Source organism: Microbacterium yannicii PS01 (assembly GCF_000304335.1).
GTDB lineage: Bacteria > Actinomycetota > Actinomycetes > Actinomycetales > Microbacteriaceae > Microbacterium > Microbacterium yannicii_A.
In genome coordinates this window covers 82,608-107,066 of the sequence record NZ_CAJF01000004.1, presented here as the reverse complement: position 1 = coordinate 107,066, position 24,459 = coordinate 82,608, and the positions used below count along the sequence as shown (strand labels likewise).

The 24,459-nt window shown below is 70.3% G+C and carries 21 protein-coding genes; 13 read left to right on the top strand and 8 right to left on the bottom strand.

Annotated elements, in window-relative coordinates:
* Positions 1-111: 111 nt before the first annotated feature.
* Positions 112-1,569, bottom strand: coding sequence for an NAD(P)H-quinone dehydrogenase (locus WYM_RS03610; protein WP_019179466.1), 1,458 nt, complete (start codon positions 1,567-1,569; stop codon positions 112-114).
* A gap of 96 nt (positions 1,570-1,665) precedes the next feature.
* Between WYM_RS03610 and WYM_RS03605 the strand changes: the two genes are divergently transcribed.
* The 3 genes from WYM_RS03605 to WYM_RS03595 all read left to right on the top strand — a co-directional run bounded on the left by WYM_RS03605 (position 1,666) and on the right by WYM_RS03595 (position 5,891).
* A complete protein-coding gene (locus WYM_RS03605; protein ID WP_019179465.1) occupies positions 1,666-2,499 on the top strand; it encodes a purine-nucleoside phosphorylase in 834 nt (277 codons plus the stop codon).
* A 116-nt stretch (positions 2,500-2,615) separates the two neighbouring features.
* Positions 2,616-4,382 (top strand): phospho-sugar mutase, encoded by a 1,767-nt coding sequence (locus WYM_RS03600; protein ID WP_026059517.1) that lies wholly within the window; start codon positions 2,616-2,618, stop codon positions 4,380-4,382.
* Between the two features lie 123 nt (positions 4,383-4,505).
* The gene (locus WYM_RS03595) at positions 4,506-5,891 is read left to right on the top strand and encodes an MFS transporter (RefSeq protein ID WP_019179463.1); all 1,386 of its coding nucleotides are present in this window, start codon (positions 4,506-4,508) and stop codon (positions 5,889-5,891) included.
* A gap of 19 nt (positions 5,892-5,910) precedes the next feature.
* Here the strand turns inward: WYM_RS03595 and WYM_RS03590 are convergent, their stop codons facing one another.
* The 5 genes from WYM_RS03590 to WYM_RS03570 form a co-directional block, all read right to left on the bottom strand.
* Positions 5,911-6,834: an ATP-binding cassette domain-containing protein gene (locus WYM_RS03590; RefSeq protein WP_019179462.1), complete on the bottom strand. Its 924-nt coding sequence runs from the start codon at positions 6,832-6,834 to the stop codon at positions 5,911-5,913.
* Entirely contained in the window at positions 6,831-7,676 is an 846-nt protein-coding gene (locus WYM_RS19065; RefSeq protein ID WP_019179461.1) for an ABC transporter ATP-binding protein, read from the bottom strand. Before WYM_RS19065 ends, WYM_RS03590 begins: the two co-directional genes overlap by 4 nt.
* On the bottom strand, positions 7,673-8,542 hold the full coding sequence (locus WYM_RS03580; protein WP_019179460.1) for an ABC transporter permease: 870 nt from the start codon (positions 8,540-8,542) through the stop codon (positions 7,673-7,675). The genes WYM_RS19065 and WYM_RS03580 overlap by 4 nt, the downstream gene beginning before the upstream one ends.
* A complete protein-coding gene (locus WYM_RS03575) occupies positions 8,539-9,498 on the bottom strand; it encodes an ABC transporter permease (RefSeq protein WP_019179459.1) in 960 nt (319 codons plus the stop codon). The genes WYM_RS03580 and WYM_RS03575 overlap by 4 nt, the downstream gene beginning before the upstream one ends.
* Positions 9,499-9,617: 119 nt before the next feature.
* Positions 9,618-11,186 carry an ABC transporter substrate-binding protein gene (locus WYM_RS03570; protein ID WP_019179458.1) on the bottom strand — a complete coding sequence of 523 codons (1,569 nt, stop codon included), beginning with the start codon at positions 11,184-11,186 and terminating at the stop codon, positions 9,618-9,620.
* A gap of 146 nt (positions 11,187-11,332) precedes the next feature.
* On the opposite strand from WYM_RS03570, the gene WYM_RS03565 reads away from it, so the two are divergent.
* Positions 11,333-11,917 carry a GNAT family N-acetyltransferase gene (locus WYM_RS03565; RefSeq protein ID WP_019179457.1) on the top strand — a complete coding sequence of 195 codons (585 nt, stop codon included), beginning with the start codon at positions 11,333-11,335 and terminating at the stop codon, positions 11,915-11,917.
* Positions 11,918-11,950: 33 nt separating this feature from the next.
* Here WYM_RS03565 and WYM_RS03560 read toward each other — a convergent pair whose 3' ends face one another.
* On the bottom strand, positions 11,951-13,882 hold the full coding sequence (locus WYM_RS03560) for a BglG family transcription antiterminator (protein ID WP_019179456.1): 1,932 nt from the start codon (positions 13,880-13,882) through the stop codon (positions 11,951-11,953).
* Between the two features lie 176 nt (positions 13,883-14,058).
* Here WYM_RS03560 and WYM_RS03555 point away from each other — a divergent pair, with 176 nt between their 5' ends.
* From WYM_RS03555 to WYM_RS03515, 9 genes are all read left to right on the top strand, one after another.
* Complete coding sequence (locus WYM_RS03555; protein WP_019179455.1) at positions 14,059-14,412, top strand: PTS sugar transporter subunit IIB; 354 nt, start codon at positions 14,059-14,061, stop codon at positions 14,410-14,412.
* Positions 14,413-14,511: 99 nt separating this feature from the next.
* Positions 14,512-14,787 carry an HPr family phosphocarrier protein gene (locus tag WYM_RS03550; RefSeq protein WP_019179454.1) on the top strand — a complete coding sequence of 92 codons (276 nt, stop codon included), beginning with the start codon at positions 14,512-14,514 and terminating at the stop codon, positions 14,785-14,787.
* A gap of 2 nt (positions 14,788-14,789) precedes the next feature.
* On the top strand, positions 14,790-16,544 hold the full coding sequence (gene ptsP / locus WYM_RS03545; RefSeq protein WP_019179453.1) for a phosphoenolpyruvate--protein phosphotransferase: 1,755 nt from the start codon (positions 14,790-14,792) through the stop codon (positions 16,542-16,544).
* Entirely contained in the window at positions 16,541-18,232 is a 1,692-nt protein-coding gene (locus WYM_RS03540; RefSeq protein WP_026059514.1) for a PTS mannitol transporter subunit IICB, read from the top strand. The genes ptsP and WYM_RS03540 overlap by 4 nt, the downstream gene beginning before the upstream one ends.
* A 647-nt stretch (positions 18,233-18,879) precedes the next feature.
* Positions 18,880-19,317, top strand: coding sequence for a PTS sugar transporter subunit IIA (locus WYM_RS03535; protein WP_019179451.1), 438 nt, complete (start codon positions 18,880-18,882; stop codon positions 19,315-19,317).
* A complete protein-coding gene (locus WYM_RS03530; protein ID WP_026059513.1) occupies positions 19,317-20,471 on the top strand; it encodes a mannitol-1-phosphate 5-dehydrogenase in 1,155 nt (384 codons plus the stop codon). Before WYM_RS03535 ends, WYM_RS03530 begins: the two co-directional genes overlap by 1 nt.
* Before the next feature lie 22 nt (positions 20,472-20,493).
* A complete protein-coding gene (locus tag WYM_RS03525) occupies positions 20,494-21,285 on the top strand; it encodes an alpha/beta hydrolase (RefSeq protein ID WP_019179449.1) in 792 nt (263 codons plus the stop codon).
* 2 nt (positions 21,286-21,287) lie between these two features.
* Positions 21,288-22,484, top strand: a complete 1,197-nt coding sequence (locus WYM_RS03520) for a sensor histidine kinase (protein WP_040569000.1) — start codon at positions 21,288-21,290, stop codon at positions 22,482-22,484.
* Positions 22,481-23,140, top strand: a complete 660-nt coding sequence (locus tag WYM_RS03515; protein WP_019179447.1) for a response regulator — start codon at positions 22,481-22,483, stop codon at positions 23,138-23,140. The genes WYM_RS03520 and WYM_RS03515 overlap by 4 nt, the downstream gene beginning before the upstream one ends.
* On the opposite strand, the gene WYM_RS19060 is transcribed toward WYM_RS03515, so the two are convergent.
* Positions 23,104-24,414 (bottom strand): acyltransferase family protein, encoded by a 1,311-nt coding sequence (locus WYM_RS19060; RefSeq protein WP_019179446.1) that lies wholly within the window; start codon positions 24,412-24,414, stop codon positions 23,104-23,106. The two genes, WYM_RS03515 and WYM_RS19060, sit on opposite strands and share 37 nt — an antisense overlap.
* Between the last annotated feature and the right edge of the window lie 45 nt (positions 24,415-24,459).

The following is a 24,459-nucleotide window of genomic DNA, read 5'->3' as shown; positions in this document are numbered from 1 at the left end:
ATCTCCTGTGGAACCGTGGTTGACCTGTCGGGCGACGCAGTGCGTCGAGACCAGCCCATCGGGACGGATGCCGCGGCGCCCGGTTCTCGTGGGCTCGAGAAGACGCGGGTCTCAGCCGCCGTAGATCGTGTGGTCGACGACGTGCATGGCGCGGGCGGCATCGGTGATGCTGCCCGACAGGGACGGGTAGACCGCGAACACGCGCGAGACCTGGTCGACCGTGAGGCGACGCTCGACGGCGATCGCGATCGGGTAGATGAGCTCGGAGGCGCGCGGACCGACGATGACGCCGCCGATCACGGTGCCGCTGCCCTGCCGGGCGATGATCTTGACGAAGCCGTCCTTGATGCCCATCATCTTCGCGCGCGGGTTCGCTGCCAGTGGCAGCTTGTGCACCACGCCGTTGATGAGGCCGTCGGCGATGTCCTTCTCCTGCCAGCCGATCGTGGCGATCTCGGGCGCGGTGAAGATGTTCGACGTGATGCGACGCTGCTCGAGCGGGATCACGACGTCGCCGAGCGCATGGAAGACGGCCGTCCGGCCCTGCATCGAAGCGACCGACGCGAGCGGGATGAACGAGGTGCAGTCGCCCGCGGCGTAGATGTTGGGCACCGAGGTGCGAGCGACGCGGTTGACCTGGATGTGACCGGAGTCGGTCATCTGGATGCCGGCCTGCTCGAGCCCGATCCCGGAGGTGTTGGGCACCGAGCCGACGGCCACGAGGCAGTGGCTGCCCTCGATCGTCCGGCCGTCGCTGAGCGTCACCACGACACCTTCGCCGACGTTCTCGACCTTCTCGGCGCGCGACTTCGACAGCAGGGTCATACCGCCGCGCTTGAAGACCTTCTCGATGACGGCGGCGGCGTCGGAGTCCTCACCGGGCAGCACCTGGTCGCGGCTGGAGACGAGGGTCACCTTCGCGCCGAGGTTCATGTAGGCGCCGGCGAACTCGGCGCCGGTGACGCCCGAGCCCACCACGATGAGGTGCTCGGGGATGGCGGTCATGTCGTACAGCTGCGTCCACGTGAGGATGCGCACGCCGTCTGGCCGGGCCGTCGGAAGCTCGCGCGGCGAGGAGCCGGTCGAGACGACGAGCGTGTCGGCCTCGATGCGATCGAAGTCGGTGCCGCCGGCGCCGGTGGACACGACGACCGCGTTCTCGCCTTCGAGGCGCCCGTGGCCGGAGATGATGCGCACGCCCGCTTCGGCGAGCGAGGCGCGCATGTCGTCGGACTGCTGGCGGGCCAGAGAGAGCAGCCGCTTGTTGACGGCGATGAGGTTGATCGCGATCTCGGGCTTGAGGGGCTTGCCGTCCTTGCCCTTGGCGAACAGCTGCACTCCCAGATCGCCGGCACCCGAGATGGCCACCGCAGCGTCGGCCGTCGCGATGAGCGTCTTGGAGGGGACCACATCGGTGATGACCGCGGAGCCGCCGATGCCCGCCCGTTCGACCACGGTCACCTCGGCTCCGAGCTGGGCGGCGGCCAGCGCCGCTTCGTAGCCTCCGGGTCCGCCGCCGATGATGGCGACGCTCTGCGTGCGCTCGAAGCTCAAGGACATGTCTTCCATTCTCTCCTCTCGGATGCCTCGGCCACGACATCGGGTCCCGTCGCGGCCGACCTGCCCCCGCTGGCTCTCGCGCGCGCAGGTTCCTAGAGTGGGGGGATGTCAGACAGCACCGGCAACCCTCTTGACGACCCCGCCGCCGACCCGTTCGAGGTTGCGGCCGCGGCAGCGCAGGACATCGCGCGCATCACGGGCGTCGAGCACCACGACATCGCGCTGACGCTCGGGTCGGGCTGGGGCAAGGCGGCGGAGCTGCTCGGAGAGACGACCGCGAGCTTCCCCGCGACCGAGGTCACCGGATTCAGCGCTCCCGCGTTGGAGGGCCACGTCGGCACGCTGCGCAGCGTCGTGACGCCCAAGGGGCGGCGCGTGCTCGTGATCGGCGCCCGCACGCACTTCTACGAAGGGCACGGCGTGCGCCGGGTGGTGCACAGCGTGCGGACGGCGGCGGCCACCGGCGCCCGCACGATGGTGCTCACCAACGGCGCCGGCGGCATCAAGCACACGTGGACGCCCGGCCGTCCGGTGCTGATCAGCGACCACATCAACCTCACCGGCGCGTCGCCTCTCGAAGGCGCGACCTTCATCGACCTCACCGACCTGTACTCCACGCGCCTGCGCGACCTGGCCCGGACGGTGGATCCGAGCCTCGACGAGGGCGTCTACTGCCAGTTCCGCGGTCCGCAGTACGAGACCCCGGCCGAGGTGCGGATGGCGAAGTCGTTCGGCGGCCACATCGTCGGCATGTCGACCGCTCTCGAGGCCATCGCCGCGCGGCAGGCCGGCATGGAGATCCTCGGGTTCTCGCTCATCACGAACATGGCGGCCGGCATCCAGACGACCCCGCTCAGTCATCAGGAGGTGATCGAGGCCGGCCGCGACGCCGAGCCGGTGATCTCGTCCCTGCTCGCCCGCGTGATCGGCGCGATGTGAGCGGCGCTGGCGCGAACGGCGCTGGCATCGACGGCGCCGGCATCGACGGCACTGGTAGGAACGGCGCCGACGTGCCCGCCGCCGACGCCGAGCGCCAGGAGCCGGCACCCGACAAGGTGCCTACGACCACGCCCGGGGGAATTCTCGAGACGGCTCGGACGTGGCTCGCGCAGGATCCCGACGGTGAGACCCGAGGCGAGCTGCGCGCCCTCATCGAAGCCGCCGAGTCCGGCGACGAGACGGCGTCGGCCGAGCTCGACGACCGGTTCGCCACGCGCCTCGCCTTCGGCACGGCCGGTCTGCGCGGCGAGCTCGGTGCGGGCAGCAATCGCATGAACCGCGTGCTCGTGGCGCAGGCCGCGGCAGGTCTCGCGGCCTACGTCCGCGGGCGCGCCGGCCTGTCCGCGCCCGTGACGACGCCGACGGATGCCGCGGCCGCTGCTGAGGAGACAGCCACCCCCGCCATCCTCGACGACGCGCCGATCGTCGTGATCGGCTACGACGGGCGACGCAATTCCGACGTGTTCGCCCGGGACTCCGCCGAGATCTTCGCCGGCGCGGGATTGCGCGCGATCCTCCTCCCCCACCTGCTCCCCACTCCCGTCCTCGCTTTCGCGGTGCGCCGGCTCGGGGCAGCGGCCGGGGTCATGGTGACGGCCAGCCACAACCCGCCCAACGACAACGGCTACAAGGTCTACCTCGGCGGCCCCGACGACGGGTCGCAGATCGTCTCACCGGCCGACGCCGAGATCGCCGCGCAGATCCAGCGGGTGGCCGACGCCGCCGACATCAGCACGCTGCCGCGCTCGCTCGCCTATGAGGTCGCGCCGGAGACGGTCGTCGACGAGTACGTCGCGGCGACGGTCGCGGTCGCGCCGGCGCCGCCGGGTGCCGAAGGACTGCGCTGGGTGTACAGCGCGATGCACGGCGTCGGGTGGGAGACGTTCGCGCGGATCGTCGAGGCGGCGGGCTACCCGTCGCCGATCCCGGTGACGCCGCAGCTCGACCCCGACCCCGCCTTCCCCACCGTCGCGTTCCCTAACCCCGAGGAGCCGGGGGCGATGGACCTCTCCTTCGCCGCGGCGCGCGAGGCCGAGGCCGACCTCGTCATCGCGAACGACCCCGACGCCGACCGGCTGGCGGTCGCGATCCCCGACGAATCCGCCGACGGCGGCTGGCGCCGCCTGTCGGGCAATGAGATCGGCCTGCTGCTCGGCTGGCGCGCCGCGGAGCGCGCAGCGGCAGACGGCGCCGCCGAGGGCGCGTCGCTCGCGTGCTCGCTCGTCTCGTCGCCAGGACTGCAGACGGTCGCCGAGCACTACGGTCTCGACTTCCACGCGACCCTCACCGGCTTCAAGTGGATCTCGCGCGCCCCCGGGATGGTCTTCGGCTTCGAAGAGGCGCTCGGGTACCTGGTGAACCCCGAGACGGTCCGCGACAAGGACGGTATCTCGGCGGCCGTCGCGATCCTCGGCATGGTCTCGGAGGCGCGAGGGCGCGGAGCCACCCTCGCCGACCTGCTGCGCGAGTTCGACGAGACCTTCGGGTCATTCGCCAGCGACCAGATCTCGGTGCGGGTCGACGACGTGTCGCAGATCGCCCGCATCATGCAGGCGCTGCGGGCGCGGCATCCGGAGTCCCTCGGCGATGTCGCCGTCGAGCGCGTCGACGACCTTCTTGCCGGGGTCGATGACTTTCCCCCAGGAGATGTGCTGCGGCTGTGGCTCACCGACGGATCGCGCGTGATCGTGCGTCCGAGCGGCACCGAGCCGAAGCTGAAGCTGTACCTCGATGTGCGCGGCGAGTCACGCGAGGACGCGGCGCAGCGCATCGAGGCGCTGGCCGAGAGCGCCCGTTCACTTCTCGCCGAATACGGCGGCTGAGCTGCCACGGATCACTCCTCGCCGGACGCGTGTCCGACGCGCGTGCTAAAGTCGCGGCCGCGTGAGATCGCGTGCGAGATGTGCGCTTCGCGGGGGATTCGACATCGAGACGAGGAGTGAACGATGACTGGCGCGCCGAACGACGACGGAACGGATGCCGCGGCTCCGGTCGACGAGACGCCCGATCCCCCGCACTGGCTGCGCAACGTCATCCTGTTCCTGAGCGGCCAGACGGTGACCCTGTTCGGCTCGATGCTGGTGCAGTACGCCGTGTTCTGGTACCTCACCATCACGTACCAGTCCGGCCTCGTGATGGCGCTGGCGGCGGTGTTCGGATTCCTTCCTCAGGCCGTGGTGTCGATCTTCGGCGGGGTCTGGGCCGACCGCCACAACCGGAAGTACCTCATCATGGGGGCCGATGCCGCGATCGCGCTCACCACGCTCGCCCTCGCGCTCATCATGATGACCGGCTACGACGCGGTGTGGCTGATCTTCGCGACGATGGCGATCCGCTCGGCGGGCGCCGGCATCCAGATGCCGGCCGTCTCGGCGCTCATCCCGCAGATCGTCCCGACCCGCAATCTGATCCGCGTCAACGGCATCAACGGCTCGATCCAGTCGGCGATGATGCTGCTGGCTCCCGCCGCCGCGGGAGGGCTCTACGCGTGGGCGTCGGCGGCCTCGGACGGCACCGCCGCCTCGCTCATCCCGATCTTCTTCATCGACGTGGTCACCGCGGTGATCGGTGTGGGGATCGTGGCGCTCATCCCGGTCGCCACGATCCGCCGGGCCGGTGACGTGGAGACCGGCTACTTCGCCGACCTCGTCGACGGCGTGCGCTACATCGTGCACCACGCCTTCGTGCGGTGGCTGCTCGTGCTCTTCGCGATCATCTTCCTGCTCACCGTGGCGCCGTCGAACCTCACGCCGCTGATGCTGGTGCGCACCTTCCCCGCCGGCGAGGCGCAGGATGTCGTCAACCTCGCGGTGCTGGAGATCGCCTTCAGCGTCGGCATGATGCTCGGCGGCATCCTCGTCGCGTCGTTCTTCGCCAAGCGCAGCCGCATCGGGCTCATCGTCATCTCGTCCCTGATCTTCGGTGCGCTGTCGATCGGCCTGGGCCTCTCGTCGAACATCTGGGTCTTCTTCGGCTTCATGTTCCTGGTGGGCCTGGCGGTGCCGTTCTTCTCGACCCCGTCCATGACGCTCCTCCAGGAAACGGTCGAACCCGAGCGGCAGGGCCGCGTGTTCGGCTTCGTCGGCATCGTGATGGCCGTCGCGATGCCGATCGGCATGGTCGTCTTCGGTCCGCTCGCCGACGTCGTGTCGATCGAGGTGCTGCTCATCGCCGCGGGCGTCCTGACCTTCGTGGTCGTCGGGCTCGCGGTGTGGCTGCCCGCCGGTCAGCGCGCCATCACGGCAGCGCGGCGAGCGGCCGCCGTCGGCGAAGCGAACCCCGCCGCGGCACCGGCCGCCGTGGAAGCCGAGATGCACACCAAGGACTCCTGAGCCCGAGATCCGCCGCGGATCAGCGCAGGACGAAGTGGCCGGGTGCGACCTCGGCGAGCGCGCCGCCCTCGGCCTCGAACGCGGCAGGCTCCGGCCTCGCCGAGATCCGCTCCAGCCGGCGCCGGGCCTCGGCCGGGTCGGCGGTCAGCATGGCATCCAGAAGGTGCCGGGTGTAGGCGTGCTGCGGCGAGGCGAAGACCTCCGCCGTCGGGCCGAGCTCGACGATGCGGCCCCGGTTCATGACCGCGGTGCGCGTGGCGATCTGGCGCACCACCGAAAGGTCGTGCGAGATGAACAGATACGTCAGGTCGAGCTCGCGCTGCAGCGTCAGGAGCAGGTCGGTGACCTGCGCCTGGATCGACATGTCCAGGGCCGAGAGGGGCTCATCGCAGACCACGAAGCCGGGGCGCACCGCGATGGCCCGGGCGATGACGATCCTCTGACGCTGCCCACCGCTGAACGCGCGCGGACGCCGGTGGACGGCATCCCCCTCGATCCCGACCGCAGCCAGCGCCTCGACCGCTCGGGCTCTCGCGTCGGCTCCGGGTGCCAGCACGGCGAGCGGCTCCATCACGTTCTGCAACGCGGTGCGGTGCGGGTTCAGCGACGAGAAGGGATCCTGGAAGATGATTTGCATCGAGCGGTGATAGTCCGCTCGCCGCGCGCGCGGAAGCGCGGTGAGGTCCACCCCGTCGTAGGCGACGGTGCCGCTGTCCGGCTCCTCCATCTGCAGCAGGCAGCGCCCGAGAGTCGACTTGCCGCTCCCCGATTCCCCCACGAGCGCCAGCGTCTCGCCACGGCGGATCGCGAGGTCGACGCCGTCCACCGCGCGCACCGTGCCGCGCGTGCGGCCCCACGCGTTGCGCAGCGGGTACGTCTTCACCACGCCCCGCGCCTCGACGAGCGTCGACGACACCGCGGCGGAGGCATCCGTCGCACTCATTCCGGCACCTCCGTCCGGCGGTCCGGCGCGGCATCGAGCAGCGACCGCGTGTACGGATGCCGCGGCTCACCGAACACGCGATCGACGGGGCCCGATTCGACGATGCGTCCGTCCTTCATCACGAGCACCTCGTCGCACATCGCGGCCACGACGCCGAGGTCGTGCGTCACGATGAGGACCGTGAGCTCCCGCTCCCGCTGGAGCGTCCGCAGAAGTGCCAGGATCTGAGCCTGGATCGTCGCGTCCAGTGCGGTCGTCGGCTCGTCGGCGAGCAGCAGCTCGGGCTGAGCGAGCAGAGCCATCGCGATCATCGCCCGCTGGCGCAGGCCGCCGGAGAGCTCGTGCGGAAAGCGTCCGAGCACGCGATCGGGGTCGGGGATGCGCACAGCGGCCAGCGCCTCCCGGGCGAGAGTCCGGGCCTCGCGGCCTCCGACGCCCTGGAACCGCCGCGCGACCTCGGTGAGGTGCCCGCCGATCCGCACCAGCGGGTTGAACGAGGTCATCGGGTCCTGGAAGATCATCGCCGCCGGCAGGCGCCGACTCCTGAAGGTCGCGGTGACGTCCTCGCCGTCCAGCACCACACTGCGCCACGAGCGCTCGGCCCGGTCGGGCAGGATGTCGAGCAGCGAGCGCAGCAGCATCGTCTTGCCCGAACCGGACTCGCCGACGACTCCGACGATGCGTCCGCGAGGGATCTCGAACGACACGTCGTCGAGCACTCGCACCCGCCCGCCCGTCCGGCCGGGCAGGTCGACGGCGAGGCCCGTCATGCCCAGCAGAACCTCGTTCGCGGCAGCGCCGGCACCCGTGCCGGGATCGGGCTCGAGCTCGGGTTCGGTCACGACGCTCCCCCTTCGCTGACGGACTGGCGGAGTGCGTCGCCGAGCACATTGAACGACAGCACCGTGAGGAGGATCAGGATGCCGGGGATCAGGGCCAGGTACGGCGCGGTCTGCAGGGCTCCCTGCGCCGTCTCGAGCAGGCTCCCCCACGATGCCATCGGCGGCTGGATGCCCAGGCCGAGGAAACTCAGCGCGGACTCGGTGAGGATCGCCGTCGAGATGCTGGCGGTCGCGGCGACGATGATCGTCGGGGCGGCGTCGGGCAGCACGTGACGCCACACCACGAGCGCGCGGCGCACGCCGATGTAGCGGGCATAGCCGACGTACGCCCGCTCCCGCAGCGACAGCGTCTCGGCGCGCACGAGCCGGGCGGTCGCCATCCAGGAGAACGCGCCGATCACGACGATGATCGTCCACAGTCCGGGACGCAGGAACACGCTCGCGACGATCACGAGCACCATCCACGGGATCGACGAGAGGAAGTCGACGACGCGCATGAGGGCGTCGTCCAGACGCCCGCCGGCGTATCCGGCGACGAGGCCGACGACGACGCCGATCGCCGTCGCCGCCGCCATGGCGAGGATCCCGACGGTGAGCGAGATCCGGCCGCCGTAGACGACACGCGAGAAGTAGTCGCGTCCGAGCTCGTCGGTGCCGAACCAGTGCGCGGCGCTCGGCGGCTGCCACCGGATCGCGAGGTCGGTCGTCGTCGGGTCCAGGGGCAGAAGCGGCGCGAGGAGCGACACGGCGCCCACGACCGCGAGGAAGGCGATCGCGAGGATCGCCGAGACGGAGCGGAACGACCGCGCCCGGTGGACGAGGCTGGTGGCGTCGACGGTGGCGGCGACATCGGGCATCGCGGTCATGCGCGCGCTCCGATCCGGATGCGCGGGTCGGCGACGACGTAGAGGATGTCGGCGAGGAGGTTGCCGAGGATCACGAGCACCGCGGACAGCAGCAGCACGGCGAGGATCACGGGGTAGTCCAGGCTGCGCGTGGCGGTGAGGAAGTAGGGTCCGATCCCGGGCCAGCCGAAGATCGACTCGGTGACGATCGCACCGGTCACGAGGATCGGCAGCGCCAGCCCCAGCTGCGTGATGATCGGCAGGGTGACGTTCCGGCTGACGTGCCGGGTGAGCACCTGGCGCCGTGTGGCGCCGAAGCCGCGCTGCACCAGCACGTATTCCTGCGACAGCTGGGTGATGGTCGCCGATCGCACGTAGCGGGCGAGCTCGGGGAAGAACGCCACGACGAGGACGGTGAACGGCATCACGAAGTGCAGCAGGAAGTCGACGGGGTCGCCCTGCTTGCCGACGGAGTGCATGCCGATGATCGGGAACCAGCGCAGCTGATAGCCGAAGACGTAGATCACCAGCAGCGCGAACCAGAACGAGGGCGTCGCGATGCCTACGCCCGCGAGGCCGTCGATCGCCTTGTCGAGGACGGTGCCCCGGCGCGAGCCGGCGACCAGCCCGAGCACGATCGCGATCACGAGCGCGGCGAGATACGCCGGCGCGACGAGCATCACGGTGTTGGGCACTCGCGCCGCGAGCTCCTGCGCGATCGGCTGCCGGCTCACGAGCGAGTAGCCGAGGTCGCCCTGCAGGACGTTCCCGAGCCACAGTCCGTACTGGACGACGATCGGCTGATCGAGGCCGTACTTCGCGCGGATCGCGTCGACGGTCTCGTCCGACATCTGCGGTGTCGTGATCGCGTCGACCACGTCGTAGGGCGCGGCCTGGATGAGGAGGAAGACCACGAATGTCACGACGAGGAGCATCGGGACGACCTGCAGCAGGCGCCGCAGGATGTAGACCGCCATTGCACTCCCTTCCGCGCGACGATCGGATGCCGGAGGCACGACCCGCCGGCACACATGACGACGTCACGGGCGCCCGGTCTCATTGAATCAAAGTGGGCGGGCGCCCGTGACGTCACGGCTCACTGCTCGGTGAGGAGCCCGAAGTTCTCCAGCGTGTAGATCGGAACCAGCCGGGCCTCCTCGACACCGCCGATGCGCGGGTTGACGGCGAGGATCTTGAGGTTGTCGGCGAGCGGGAACATCACCGCGTCCTCCGCGATCTGCGCCTGAAGGTCGGCGTAGACGGCCTTGCGAGCGTCCGGGTCGAGCTCGACGGCGCCCTGATCGAACAGCGCGTCGGTCGCGGGGTTGGAGTACGAGAAGTAGTTCGCCGAGGCGCCGGTGCGGTAGAGCAGGCTGTAGGCGTCAGGATCCTGACCCATGATGTAGCCGCCCAGGAACGCGTCGTACTGCGACTCCGCACCCTTCTTGATCTCTTCGAACACCGCGGCCGGCTCGATGCCGGCGAGCTCCACGGTGACCCCCGCCTCCTGCAGCTGCTGCTGGATGAGCGTCGCCTGGGTGGTCTGCGCGGGATCGGCACCCGCGTACGCCAGCGTGATCGACAGATCGGCGACACCGGCCTCCTCGAGGAGGGCTGCCGAGGCATCCAGGTCCTGCTCGTAGGTCTCGACGTCCTCGGTGGCGAACGCATTGCTCGGCGGGAGGATGGTGGAGGCGCTCTCGTAGTAGTCCTCGCTGAGGAACGCGCCGGTGTTGATCTCCTCGCGGTCCAGCGCGAAGAACAGCGCCTGGCGCACCTTCGGGTCGGTGAGCTTGGCGGCGTTCAGGCCGAAGTAGGCGACGCGGCCCTCGGCGTAGGGGGAGACGTTCAGTCCGGCACCCTCGAGCTCGGAGACCTGATCGGGCGTCGCGAACGAGGCATCCGCCTCACCCGTCTGCAGCGCCGTCTTCACGGTGTCGGCATTCGAGACGATGCGCAGGGTGACCTGCGGGATGTTCGGCGCCTCGCCGTAGTAGTTCTCATTCGCCTCGAACGTCAGGTACTGGCCGCGCTCGTACTCGGTCAGCTCGTACGGGCCGGAGCCCACCGCGAGCGGGTCGAGCTCGGGCACCGAGAAGTCGGTGACCTCTCCGTACACGTGCTCGGGGATGATGTATGTCTCGGTCGCGATGTTGCTGAGCGCCGCCGCACTGACCGAGGGAAGCGTGAAGACGACGGTGCGCTCGTCAGCGGCGCTCGCCGTGATCGGCTGATCGCCCACGTAGAGCAGGTCGGCGTTGCCGTTCTCGCGCACGGCCTTGTTCGTGTAGGTGAAGACCACGTCGTCGGCGGTGAGCGGCTCGCCGTCCGACCAGGTGAGTCCTTCCTTCAGAGTGACGGTCACGGACAATCCGTCCTCGGCCGGCTCGATGCTCTCGGCGAGCTCGTTGACGACGGTGCCGTCGCCCTCGACCCGCGCCAGCGGCGAGTAGACGAGGTTCGTGACGGTGAGGCCCCAGCGGTCGGCCACGTTGATCGGGTTGAGCGAGGTCGGGTCGCTCGCGATCACGTAGGTGAACTGCCCGGTCGCCTCGGCGCCGCTGGACTCGGGGGCGGGGCCGCCCTGAGCGCACGCGGCCAGTCCGATGGTCGCTGCGAGCGCCAGTGCGACCGGCGCGAAAACGCGCCGTGTGGTCTTCAACATCGTGGGGGATCCTCTTCGCTGTGCATGCGTCGGAATGAACGCCTCAACGAGCCTAAGCAGGCTCACGAGCCTCTCGGGCCACGAGGACGAAGAATTGCGAAGTATGTCGGCGGGAGTCGGCGCACATCGAGCCCTAGGCTCGGAAGATGCTGCTCACCTTGCCCGTCACGCTCGAGAACGCAGACGTCCGCCTCGAACCGCTGAGCCGGGATCACGAGGTCGACCTGGCTGCGGCCGCCACGGGCCTCGACCACGCGTGGTACACCTCTGTTCCCCGGCCCGAAGGCGTTGCCGCCGACATCGCGCAGCGCCTGTCGTGGCACGACGAGGGCACGATGAACCCGTGGGCGGTGCGCCGCCTGGACACCGGCCGCGTCGTCGGCAGCACGACCTTCTGCAACATCGACCAGGCGAACCGGCATGTCGAGATCGGTCACACCTGGCTCGGCCTCGAAGCCCAGCGGACGGCCGTGAACACCGCGGCGAAGCTGCTGCTGCTCACGCACGCGTTCGAGGCATGCGACGCGATCGCGGTCGAGTTCCGCACGCATTGGCACAATCGCCAGTCGCGGGACGCGATCGCGCGCCTGGGCGCCAAGCAGGACGGCGTCCTGCGCAACCACCGGCTCGGCCCCGACGGCACTCTCCGCGACACCGTCGTCTTCTCGATCCTTCCCCACGAGTGGCCGGCAGTGAAGCTCGGCCTGCAGCAGCGCCTCGCCCGCGGCTGAGCCCCGGCCCGCGGCATCCGCCCGGGTATCGGCTCAGCCGTCGATGACGGCCACGAGCTCGTCGAGGAAGGCCGCGAACGACGAGGCGCGGCGCACGATGCGCTGCACGCTGTCGCGCTCGGAGAAGACCTCGACGAACTGCTCGAACACGGTCTGGAACGCTTCGCGGTCGGTCTCCGAGAACGCCACGAGCGCCACGACCTGCACTCGGCCGTCGCCCCACGGGATCGACGGGTCGGCGATGCCGATCGCGATGGCGGTGCGGGATGCCGTCATCCCCAGCGCATGCGGAACGGCCAGAGCATCGGTGAACGCGGTCGACGACAGCTGCTCCCGCTGGATCGTGCGGTCGACGTAGTCGGCGTCGATCACGCCCTGCGCCACGAGGGGCTCCCCGAGGAGCCGGATCACACCCTGCTCTCCGAGCGCCGGTTCGAGGCCCCGGACGAACGCCGCCGGCTCGAAGTAGCGCTCGAGCTCGGTGCGCAGCCGTGCGAGGCGACGGGACCGGCGGATGCGTCCCGCGGCGGCCTGGACGCGCTCGACGTCGGCGTCGGTGAGGAACGGCTGGATGCGCACGATGCGCTCCCCCGGCACGGCGGGCTCGATCGTGGTCAGCACCAGGTCGGTGTCGATCGACGCCCAGTCGGGGTCCACCCGAGTCTCGACGCCGACGACCTCGATCGCCTGGCCGAGCGAGCGGTCGACCGAGGAGCGCAGCAGCTCGTGCAGCTCGTAGTAGCCCGGGCAGACGATCGTCGCGGTGAGCAGCTGATCGGCCCGCCTGCTGCGCTCGAGCCGGCCGCCGACGTGCATCGCGATGTAGGCGATCTCGTCATCGAGGAGCGGGATGTCGAGCCTCTCGTGCAGGCCGCTGGCGATGAAGACCGCGACCTCGAAGATCATCGGGTACGTCGACTTCAGTGAGCGGGTGAGCGGGTTGCGCGACCATGCCTGTTCGCGCGCCCGGTGCCGCAGGTTCTGCACGTGCAGCGTGAGGCGGAGCAGGAAGTCCTCGTGCACGATGTCGACGAGGAACTCCGCCGCCGCCTGCTGGACCACGTCGCGCACGACGCGCTCGACCTCCGGCTCGAGCTGCGCCCGGGTGTGCTCGCGCGCGCTGTCGGCCTGGGCGGCCCCCGGAGCCACGACGCGGGTCAGCACCAGCGTCGCGAGGTGGCTCAGATCCCCGGCGCCGAGCTGCACGCCGAGGTGCTGCTCGGCCAGCTCGCCGATGATCGCGGCGACCTCGGCCTGCTCGGAGCGGGTCTCGGCGGCGACGGTCTCGAGCGGGCGGTCGCGCGCGACCCGGTCGGCGGCGATCGCGATGTGCATCACCACGTCCCCGATTCCGAACTCGTTGACGAACCAGCCCAGCTCTCCCAGCCGGGCGACGAGCTCGGTCTTGAACGGGCCGAAGGCCTGAGCGCCGACCGACCCCTCGCCGAGCGTGCGGCGCAGGGCGGCGAGGTCGAAGGATCCGGCATCCATCTCGTCGTGTGCGAGCCTGCTCAAGAGGCGCCGCTGCGCGCCCTCGGTGCCCCGCAGCCGTGCGCGGGAGGCGGAGCGCTCGAGCGTGAGCTCGGTGCCGCCGAGCAGCCCTCGCACCCGCGCGAGGTCGGCGTCGAGCGTCGCCGGTGAGACGTGGAGGTCGTCGGCGGTCTCGAACACGTCGATCCCGTCGGCGCTGTCGAGCAGTGCCCGCACCAGGGTGTGCAGGCGATCCCGCGGCGTGCCGGAGTCGCCCGCCGCACGCAGGGCGGTCGCCGCGCCGGGGCCGGCGCGATAGCCCTGAGGTCCGGACTCGACCGCGACCCCCGGCGCCACCCGGGCGTTGACAGCGGTGACGTAGGAGCGGACGCTGCGCGGAGTGACTCCCAGCGCATCGGCCAGGGTCGCGGCCGTCGCCCATTCGCCGTCGCGCGCGAGGAGGCCGAGAAGCCGATCCTGCCTCGCCCGCGTCACGGTGCCAGTCAACCACGCGCTGGTCCCACCGGTTACGGACGGGACACGCCGCGTACACGCTGACGGTTCGCGGCGTGTTCCGTCCGTAAGCGGTCACGGTTTCCTCCCCCGCGGAAGAAGGACTGGTTGTCGCCTCTCAGCGTCTTCACAAGAATGGCTCATGAGGAGGCGGGTCGATGAGGATCCTTGTTGTCTGCGGAGCGGGTGCCTCGAGCACCTTCGTCGCCCAGCGCGTGCGCCACGCAGCCCACGACCGGGGTCTCGCCTACACCGCCTTCGCCGGCACGGAGCTGTCGCTCCCGATCGATCTCGATGCCGCCGATGTCGTCCTCGTGGGGCCGCACCTCGGTCATGCGCTGGAGCGCATCGAGCGGGACGCGGCTCTTCGGGGCACGACCGTGGTGCTGCTGCCGCCCGACATCTTCGGAGACCTGGACGGCACGCGCACGCTCGCACTGGTCCGCGACGCAGTCGGGACCCCCGGTGGGCCGGCTCCGATCACGAACGCAGATCACCCACCCGGGACCTGAACGCCACCAACACCCCGACGCCACGCACCAACCACAGCCAGACCGCACCAGAGCCAGACCGCACGAAGCCAGACCGCAGGAAGACAGAGAGGTCACGACATGCCCGCCATCTCACGCACCGTCCGGATCGGATCCTCCCACGGCCTCCACGCCCGCCCCGCGAAGCTGTTCGCCCAGGCGGCGAAGGATGCCGGCATCCCGATCACGATCGCGAAGGACTCCGGCGGCCCGGTCAACGCGGCCAGCATCCTGGGCGTGATCGCGCTGGGCGTGGAGCAGGGCGACTACGTGACCCTGACCGCGGACGGCGACGGCGCGGACGCCACGCTCGACGCGCTCGCCGAACTGCTCACGACCGACCACGACGCCGCCTGATCATGGCCGAGCAGCTTTCCGCAGAGCAGACCTCGCAAGAGCTCCGAGGGGTGGGGATCGGCCTCGGCGTCGCCCAGGGCCCGGTCGCGCGCATGGCCGAGCCGCTGCCCGCACCGACCGACGCACCCAGCACGCTGAGCGCCGATGAGGAGAAGGCGCGGGTGACGGATGCCGTCGCCGCCGTCGCACGCGAGCTCGAGCAGCGCGGAGCCCAGGCGGGCGGCGCCGCGCAGGAGGTGCTCGAGGCTCAGGCGATGATGGCCGAGGACCCGAGCCTGGCCGACGAGGTGGACGCACGACTGGCGCAGGGCCGCACCGGCGAATGGGCGGTGTTCGACGCCTTCGCGTCGTTCCGCGACCAGCTGACCGCCATGGGCGGCTACCTCGGCGAGCGCGCCGCCGACCTCGACGACGTCGCCCAGCGCATCATCGCCCGGCTGCGCGGCGTTCCGGCTCCCGGCGTGCCCGACCCGGGACATCCGTTCGTGCTCGTGGCGAAGGACCTCGCGCCGGCCGACACGGCGCTCCTCGACCTCGACAAGGTGCTGGCCCTCGTCACGACCGAGGGCGGGCCGACCTCGCACACGGCGATCCTCGCCCGCGAGAAGTCGATCGTCGCCGTCGTCGGCGCGGTGGAGGCCACCCACCTCCGCGACGGCGAGACGGTGATCGTGGATGCCGCCGCCGGCGTCGTGACGACCGACCCCACCGACGACGACCTCGGCCGGGCCCGAACCCGTGCCGAGACGCGGGCGGCCGCGGCATCCGCTCCCGTCACCGACGGCGCGCTCGCGGACGGCACCCCGGTGCCGCTGCTGGCGAACCTCGGCAACGCCGACGGCGCTGCCGACGCGGTGTCGCTCGGGGCCGAGGGCGTGGGCCTGTTCCGGACGGAGTTCCTGTTCCTCAGCTCGAGCCAGGCGCCGACGGTCGAGCAGCAGCGCGAGGCCTACACGAAGCTGCTGGCGGCGTTCCCCGGAAAGAAGGTCGTGGTGCGCGTGCTCGATGCCGGCGCCGACAAACCGCTGCCCTTCCTCAACGACGCGCATGAGGAGAACCCGGCCCTCGGACTGCGCGGACTTCGCGCTCTGCGCGCCAGCGAGGACATCCTGCGGGAGCAGCTGACGGCTCTGGCCGAAGCGGATGCCGCGACCCGCGGGCAGATCGGCGGCGCCGCGGACCTGTGGGTCATGGCCCCGATGGTCGCGACCGTCGAAGAGGCGAAGTACTTCGTCGACGTCGCCCGGGACTACGGCGTGAAGACCGCCGGAGTGATGGTCGAGGTCCCTTCGTCGGCGCTCCTGGCCGACCGCATCCTCGAGCACGCCGACTTCGCCTCGATCGGCACGAACGACCTCACCCAGTACACGCTGGCCGCCGACCGCCTGCTCGGATCGGTGGCGTCGTTCCAGGACCCGTGGCACCCGGCGGTGCTCCGCCTCATCCGCGAGGTGGGCGAGGCGGGGCGCACGACCGGCAAGCCCGTCGGCATCTGCGGCGAGGCCGCGGCCGACCCGCTGCTGGCCGTCGTGCTCGTGGGCCTCGGGGCGACGAGCCTGTCGATGGCCCCCACCGCGCTGGCCGACGTGCGCGCAACCCTGCTCGAGCACACGATCGACGACGCGCGAGACATCGCCGCGGCCGCGCTCAGCGCCGATTCGGCGGCGGGCGCCCGCAGCGCGGCACAGGAAGCATCCACCCGAAGGGCCGCGTTCGCGGCACAGCCGAACCCAGAGAACAAGGGAGCACAGCAATGACAACGACGTCGACGCCCACATCGGGCATGAACAAGGCGAGGGTCGGAGTTCAACGCTTCGGAACTTTCCTCTCGGGCATGATCATGCCCAATATCGCGGCCTTCATCGCATGGGGTTTCGTGACGATGCTCTTCATCTCCGTGGGCTGGCTGGGTCAGTGGTACCCCGTCGCCGACATGCTCGGCGGGTTCGGGAACGCCGCCGAGATCGGATGGGAAGGCGCCATGGTGGCGCTCGCCGAGGCACCCGAGGGAACGACCTTCCCCCAGTACGTCGGCCTGGTCGGTCCGATGGTGACCTACCTCCTGCCGCTGCTCATCGCCAACACCGCCGGACGAATGGTCTACGGCGAGCGCGGCGGCGTCGTCGCGTCAATTGCCGTCATGGGCGTGATCGTCGGCACGAACATCCCGATGTTCCTCGGCGCAATGATCATGGGGCCGCTCGCGGCCTGGATCACCAAGCAGATGGACAAGCTGTGGGACGGGAAGATCAAGCCCGGGTTCGAGATGCTCATCAACAACTTCTCCGCCGGCATCCTCGGCATGCTCCTGGCGATCGTCGGATTCTTCGCGTTCGGTCCTGTGATGCTGGGCATCAGCGCGGCTCTCGGCGGAGCCGTCGGATGGCTGGTCTCGCTGAACCTGCTGCCGCTCCTGTCGATCATCGTCGAGCCTGCCAAGGTCCTGTTTCTGAACAACGCGATCAATCACGGCGTGTTCACCCCGCTCGGCATCGAGCAGGCGGCTGAGACCGGCAAGTCGATCCTGTTCCTCATCGAAGCCAACCCCGGCCCGGGCGTGGGCCTGCTGCTGGCGTTCTCCTTCTTCGGAGTCGGGATGGCCAAGGCATCGGCACCGGGTGCCATCATCATCCAGTTCTTCGGCGGCATCCACGAGATCTACTTCCCGTACGCCCTGAGCAAGCCGATGACGATCCTCGCGCTCATCGCCGGCGGCGCGGCCGGAGTCACCACCAACATGCTCCTCGGCGGCGGCCTGGCCTTCCCAGCCGCGCCCGGCAGCATCATCGCGGTCACCGCCGCGGCGGCCGGCCCTGCCGCCGGCGGACTGGGAAACCTGCTGGTGGTCTACCTGTCGGTGCTGCTCGCGGCCGCCGTCACGTTCATCCTCGCCGCGATCATCCTGCGCTCGACGCGCAAGCGGGACCTCGAAGCGGGCCTGGACGGCGACCTCAGCGCGGCCATCGCCCAGACTGAAGCCAACAAGGGCAAGGAGTCGGCAGCCCTGGCCGGTCTCCGCGCGAGCGCAGGCAACGACGCAGCCGCGGAACGGGATGCCGAGGCGGCGTACGACGAGGCGGAGATCGCCAGGTCGACCAACGGTGCCCTGAGCGGCGGCATCCTCACCACCAAGCAGGTGCGCAACATCGTGTTCGCGTGCGACGCGGGCATGGGTTCGTCGGCCATGGGGGCAAGCGTGCTTCGCAACAAGATCAAGAAGGCCGGTATCGAGGACATCACCGTGGTCAACAAGGCCATCGCGAACCTGGACGCCTCGGCCGACCTGGTTATCACGCAGAATCAGCTCACCGACCGCGCACGTCAGCGGACGCCGGACGCGCTTCACATCTCGGTCGACAACTTCGTGAACTCGCCGAAGTACGACGAGGTCGTGGAACTAGTCCGAGACCAGCACAGCGAAGATCCACGCGGGGGACGTGCGTAGGCGCTCAGCGTGGAGTCGGGCGGCTGTCCGTCCGACTCCACGCCTTCGCGGCTGTAGCCTGCTGACCGGGTCGCTCAAACGGTCAGCACACGCAGTGTCAGTGCCGCATCTCCATTCGACGCAAACTCAACTCCCGATGTCTGGCTTCACTCGATCTCTAGAGGTACTGCGACGTCGTCTTGTAGCAGTAGTTGTACCACGCGAGGTAGCTCAGAGATCCCGGAAACGGGCGAGAAGCACAATACGAGTCATGCGCACGTTTCCACTCAGTGTGTTTGACACATTGCTGCCCCCAGCTACCGCCGTTGCAGGATGTCCATGTTCGGACGACGTGCCATGTAGCGGCGTTGGCTGGCGACGGCACAAGGGCGATCCCCGCGGCGAGCGCAAGCGACACCACGAGCACGCCGACCTTTCGCCTCAACGTCGGCGTCTGGGGAATGCTGGGTTCAATTTGAGTGACCATCTCGACTCCTTAGTCGGCCAGTCTCCCCCCGAATCGCACGCTAGACGGGCGGCTCAACTCACACAACGCCTGGCGACAAGACCATCGCGCGAGTACGATTCGCCGAACGCCCGGCGTCGTCACACGGGCGAACAATCGCACAATCGGCCAACTAAATCGACCTTTTGATAGGAGCGCAATCATGGCACGTGAGGTTCTGAGCATCGGTCAGGTGCGCATCCACACCGGAAGCGCGACGCGCGAGGACGCGATGAAGGAGGCCGCCGACATCCTCGAAGCCGCCGGCGCCGTGACGAACGCGTACTTCGACGCCATGCAGCAGCGCGAGCAGACCGTGTCGACGTACATGGGCAACGAGCTCGCGATCCCGCACGGCACCAATGAGACCAAGCACACGATCCTGGACTCCGCGCTCTCGGTGGTGCGCTACGACGGTGGCGTGGACTGGGGTGGCGAGCCCGTCACCTTCGTGATCGGCATCGCCGGCAAGGGCGACGAGCATCTCGAGATCCTGTCGCAGATCGCGATCCTGTTCTCGGACGAGGACGAGGTCGACAAGCTCAAGGCGGCGCAGTCCCCCGAAGAGCTCTACTCGCTCGTCTCTGCCGCGGGCGTGTGATGAAGGCCGTCCACTTCGGCGCGGGCAACATCGGCCGCGGGTTCGTCGGTCTGCTCCTCCACCAGGGCGGCTACGAGCTGGTTTTCTCCGACGTCGCCGCCGCGCTGGTCGACGCTATCAACGGGGCGTCGCAGTACACCGTGCACGAGGTGGGCGAGGGCGGGCGCGACATCGTCGTGACCGGCTTCCGCGCGATCAACAGCGCCGAGCATCCCGACCGGGTGATCGACGAGATCGCCACCGCCAACGTCGTGACGACCGCCGTCGGGCCGACGGTTCTGAAATTCGTCGCGCCGCTCATCATGTCGGGGCTCGCCCTGCGCAACCCTTCCGCTCCCCCGCTCCAGGTCATGGCGTGCGAGAACGCCATCGGCGCGACCGACCTGCTCCGGGATGAGATCGTCGCTCTCGCCGGCGACGCGTGGGACGCGCTGGCCTCTCGGGCGGTCTTCGCCAACACCGCGGTGGACCGCATCGTGCCGGCGCAAACCCCTGGTGAAGGCGTGGACGTCACCGTCGAGCCCTTCTACGAGTGGGCCATCGAGCGACCGCCGTTCGGCGACGATCCGCCGCGCATTCCCGGCGCGCACTTCGTGGACGACCTGGCGCCGTACATCGAGCGGAAGCTCTTCACGGTCAACACCGGCCACGCCGCGACCGCCTACTTCGGCGCGCAGGCCGGCGTCGAGACGATCTCGGAGGCGCTGGCCGACGACGACCTCGCCGCGCGTGTGAGTGCGGCGCTCGAAGAGACCTCGGCGCTGCTCTCGGCCAAGCACGGTCTCGACGAGGGCGAGCTCGCCAGGTACCGGGCGACCATCCTCACGCGCTTCGGCAACCGTGCCCTGCCGGACACCGTCTGGCGCGTCGGCCGGCAGCCGCTGCGCAAGCTGTCTCGTCACGAGCGCTTCGTCGGTCCCGCCGCCGAAGCCGCGGAGCGGGGACTCCCCGTCGACGCGCTCGTCGATGCGATGGGCGCCGCGCTCGCGTTCGACGACTCCGAGGACGCCCAGTCGGTGGACCTGCAGCGGATGCTGCGGGAACAGGATGCCCCGACGTTCACCGCCGCGGTCACAGGCCTCGAGCCCGAGCATCCGCTCTTCCCTCGCGTGGAGACGATCGTCGCCGAGCGGCAGGCAGAGTCGGGGCACTGACCCGGCGGGTACTGTCGAGGACGTGACCGACAGCGAGACGCACGCTCCGGAGGTTCCCGCGGAACGCCCGCGACGGGCCCTGCGGGTCGTGTGGTGGGTGCTGGGCGCCCTCGGCGCCCTGATCGTGATCGCGGTCGTCGCGATCGTGATCTGGAGTCAGGTCGGCGTATACCAGGCCGAGGCGGAACCGCTCGCCGAGGTGCGCGAGAACGCCGCCATCGAGATCACCGAGACGGCCGGGGGCATCGTGCTCGCGCCGGCCGACGGCGCCGGTGACGTCGGGCTGGTGTACATCCCGGGTGCGAAGGTCGACCCGTGGGCGTACGCCGACAAGCTGGCGAGCACGGTGGAAGCCGGCGTCACGGTCGTCATCACGAGGCCCTGGCTGAACCTCGCGTTCTTCGACCTCCGGCCGCTGTCCGCCTTCACCGAACTCTCCCCCGGCATCGACACCTGGATCGTGGGCGGCCACTCGCTGGGCGGCGTACGCGCCTGTCAGCTGGCGGCCGATGCCGACGCGCTCGCCCTCTTCGGCTCGTACTGCGCCGCCGACGTGTCGGCGTCGGATCTTCCCGTGCTCAGCATCGCGGGCAGCGAGGACGGCCTGTCGACTCCGGAGAAGATCGCCGACGCCCGCCCGCTGCTTCCGGCTGACGCCGAGATGGAAGAGCTGGCCGGCGCCAGTCACTCGTCGTTCGGCGACTACGGACCCCAGGACGGCGACGGCACCCCCACGATCTCCGACGACGACATGCGCGCCGCCCTGGGCGAGCTCGTATCGACGTTCGCCGGGCGACTCGAGGCGGCGGAGTGAGCATGAGCGAGACGGTCGAGACCACGCCGCGGGCCGGCGCGTGGACGTGGCTCTCTGTGACGGTCGTCGCGCTCACGCTGGTCGCCGTCCAGACGCCGCTCACTGCGACGCTGTACGACGTGCCGCTGGCCGCCGCGTTCAGCCTCACGATTCTGCACGCCGGTGCGCTGCCGATGGCGCTGCGCTGGCCGGTCGCCGCCGGCGCCGTGTCGGTGGTCGCGGCCTGCGGCCTGCTGTGGCTGTCGGAGCCGACGCCGAGCGCTCCGTGGCCGTGGGGCGTGGCGCCCGAGATCACCCAGTTCCTCATGGTCGTGCTGCTCGCACTGCGAGCGCCGTGGCAGGTCGCCAGCGTCTTCCTCGGCGTCTCGGTCGCCGGCTCGATCGCCGTGGCCTTCCTGCACGGCGCGGGCCAGGAAGACGCCGCGACGGCCAACATCGTCGTGTTCGTCTCGATCGGCGCGGGAGCGCTGGGCATCGGCATCGCCGTCCGGCAGTGGCGGCGCATCCGCGTTCAGCTCGTCCGTGAGCAGCGCCACAGCGAGGAAGAGCTGTCGCGCCGCGTCATCGCCGAGGAGAAGGCGCGCCTCGCGCGCGATCTGCACGACGTCATCGCGCACAGCATGTCGGTCATCAATGTCCAGGCGGCGAGCGCGCCCGCACGCCTCGGCGGCGTCGAGCCGAGGACGGCCGAGGAGTTCTCAGACATCGCCGCCCAGGCGCGCACCGCACTCCGCGAGATGCGCGGCCTGCTCGACGCCCTGCGCGACGACTCGGACGCGCCGCTCGTCGAGCCTCAGCACGGGGTCGCCGACGTCGGGGTCCTGGTGCGGCAGACCGCCCAGGCCGGCGCTGACGTCCGGCTGGAGTGGAACGGTCCTGAAGCGCCGCCGCTGACCGCGCTCGCGGACCTCGCCGCCTACCGTGTCGTACAGGAGGCCCTGAGCAATGCGCTGCGCCATGCCTCCGGCGCCGAGATCATCGTCGCGGTGGAGGCGACCGACGGGAGCCTCGGCATCCGCATCCGGAACACCCCCGCGACCGGCACCACAGCGCACATCCCCGGCGGTGGGCACGGCCTCATCGCGATGCGCGAGCGTGTGCGCAGCGCGGGTGGCACCGTGCAGGCGCAGCCCACGCCCGACGGCGGCTTCGAGGTGCAGGCGCGCTTCCCCCTCCGAGACGAGGAGACCCCCCGATGATCCGCATCGTGATCGCCGACGACCAGGCCATGGTTCGGGCAGGGTTCTCCGCGCTGCTCGGCGAGCAGCCCGACATCGAGGTCGTCGGGCTCGCCTCCGACGGCGAGGAGTGCCTGCGCGTGGTCGCGCAGCTGCGCCCGGACGTCGTGCTGATGGATGTGCGCATGCCGGTGCTCGACGGCATCTCGGCCACGCGCGAGCTCTCTGCCGTGCCGGACGCCCCGCGCATCCTGATCCTCACGACCTTCGACGTCGACGACTACGTCTTCGAGGCGCTGTCGGCGGGGGCCGCCGGCTTTCTGCTGAAGGATGCCTCGCCCGAGGAGCTCGCGCGGGCGGTCCGGGTGATCGCGGCCGGCGATGCCCTGCTCTCGCCGAGCGCCACCCGCACGCTCATCGAGCGGTTCGCCGCCACGCGCGGACCCCGTCGCACGGACCGCGTCGTGCTGGGCGAGCTCACCGACCGCGAGCGCGAGATCCTGATCGGGGTCGCGCAGGGCGAGTCGAACTCGGAGGTGGCGGCGCGGCTGTTCATCGCCGAGCAGACGGTCAAGACGCACGTCTCTCGCATCCTCGCCAAGCTCGGCGCCCGCGACCGCGCGCAGCTGGTGATCGCCGCCTACGAGGCCGGGCTGGTGGCGCCGGGCGCCCGATAGGCCGCCGCGACAGAGGGCCGGTTCGCGTCAGACGTCAGCCGGAGGGCACCGATCAGCGCGGCGACTGCAAGGGCGGCGGTCAGGGGCGTGAAGCCCCCGATCAGTACCCCGACGACGCCCGCCATGCCGAGCGCGACGGCCAGAACCGTGCGACGACCTCCCGCGACGGACCCCGTTCCCGGTCGGCGCTCGAACCGCTGAGCGACGAGCACGAGAAGGACTGTCGCAGCCCCGACGCCCAGGATCCATGCCACCCGCGTGGCCCACCACAGCGGGCTGAGCGGGTCGGGGAAGGGCACGTCGGCGGCGAAGAGGAGCGCCGCGAAGACCACCAGCGCCGGCATGTGCCAGAGGTAGATCGTCATCGAGCGGGTGCCGACCGCGTCGACCGCCCGCGCGACGCGGGGGCGCACCGCCACGCGCCGGAGCGCAGGGGCGGCCAGCGCCAGCGCGAACAGCTGAGCCGAGCCCAGCAGGATCAGGCAGACGGTGGGCGGGTTGAGGTTCACGTACATGTCGGCCGAGTAAAGGCCCGAGGCGACGAGGGCCGTCAGCGAGGAGAGCGAGGCGACCAGCCCCATCACGAGCGTGGGGCGCGACAGCGCGCCGATCCGTCCGTCGGCCCACCAGAAGCCGAGCTGCTGCACCGCGAGCCACACGAAGGCCAGGTTCAGGAAGCCGAGACCCTCGATCCCGGTGCTCATCCGGAGCACGTCGACTCCGACGATCGCGGCGACGAGCAGGCCGAGCGTGATGCCCGGCGCACGCTCGTGCGCGGCGGCGAGGGCCGGCACGAGAGCCGTGGCACCGAGGTAGACGCCGAGGAACCACATCGGCTGCGCCATCCGGAATCCGAGCTCGCCGACGAGCTCCGGCGAGACACCGGAGATCAGGGCGATCGTCAGGCCCGCGCCGATGGCGGCGAAGGCCGCGATCGCGGGCACGGCGAGCCGGCGGAGGCGGCCGGTCACGAAGCCGACGGCCGTACCGCCGCGTGCCCGCAGACGGCGCCACTGCGTGATCCCGGCGAAGCCGCCGACGATGAAGAAGAGGGGCATGATCTGGACGATCCATGACACCGGCGCGAACCAGGCCTGACCGATGACGACGTTGGTGACCGCGATCTGTCCGTCGACGACCGCGATGCCCGCCATGAACGCGTGCAGCGCGACGACGACGACCAGGCACACGGCGCGGACGAGATCGATGGCGGTGTCGCGCGGCGCGGGAGCGCTGCCGACGGATCCGATGCGGGGGCGATCCAGAAGCGTCACGGCGGTCCCAGTCCTCTCGGTGCGTGCGGTGTCCTGCCACCGTAC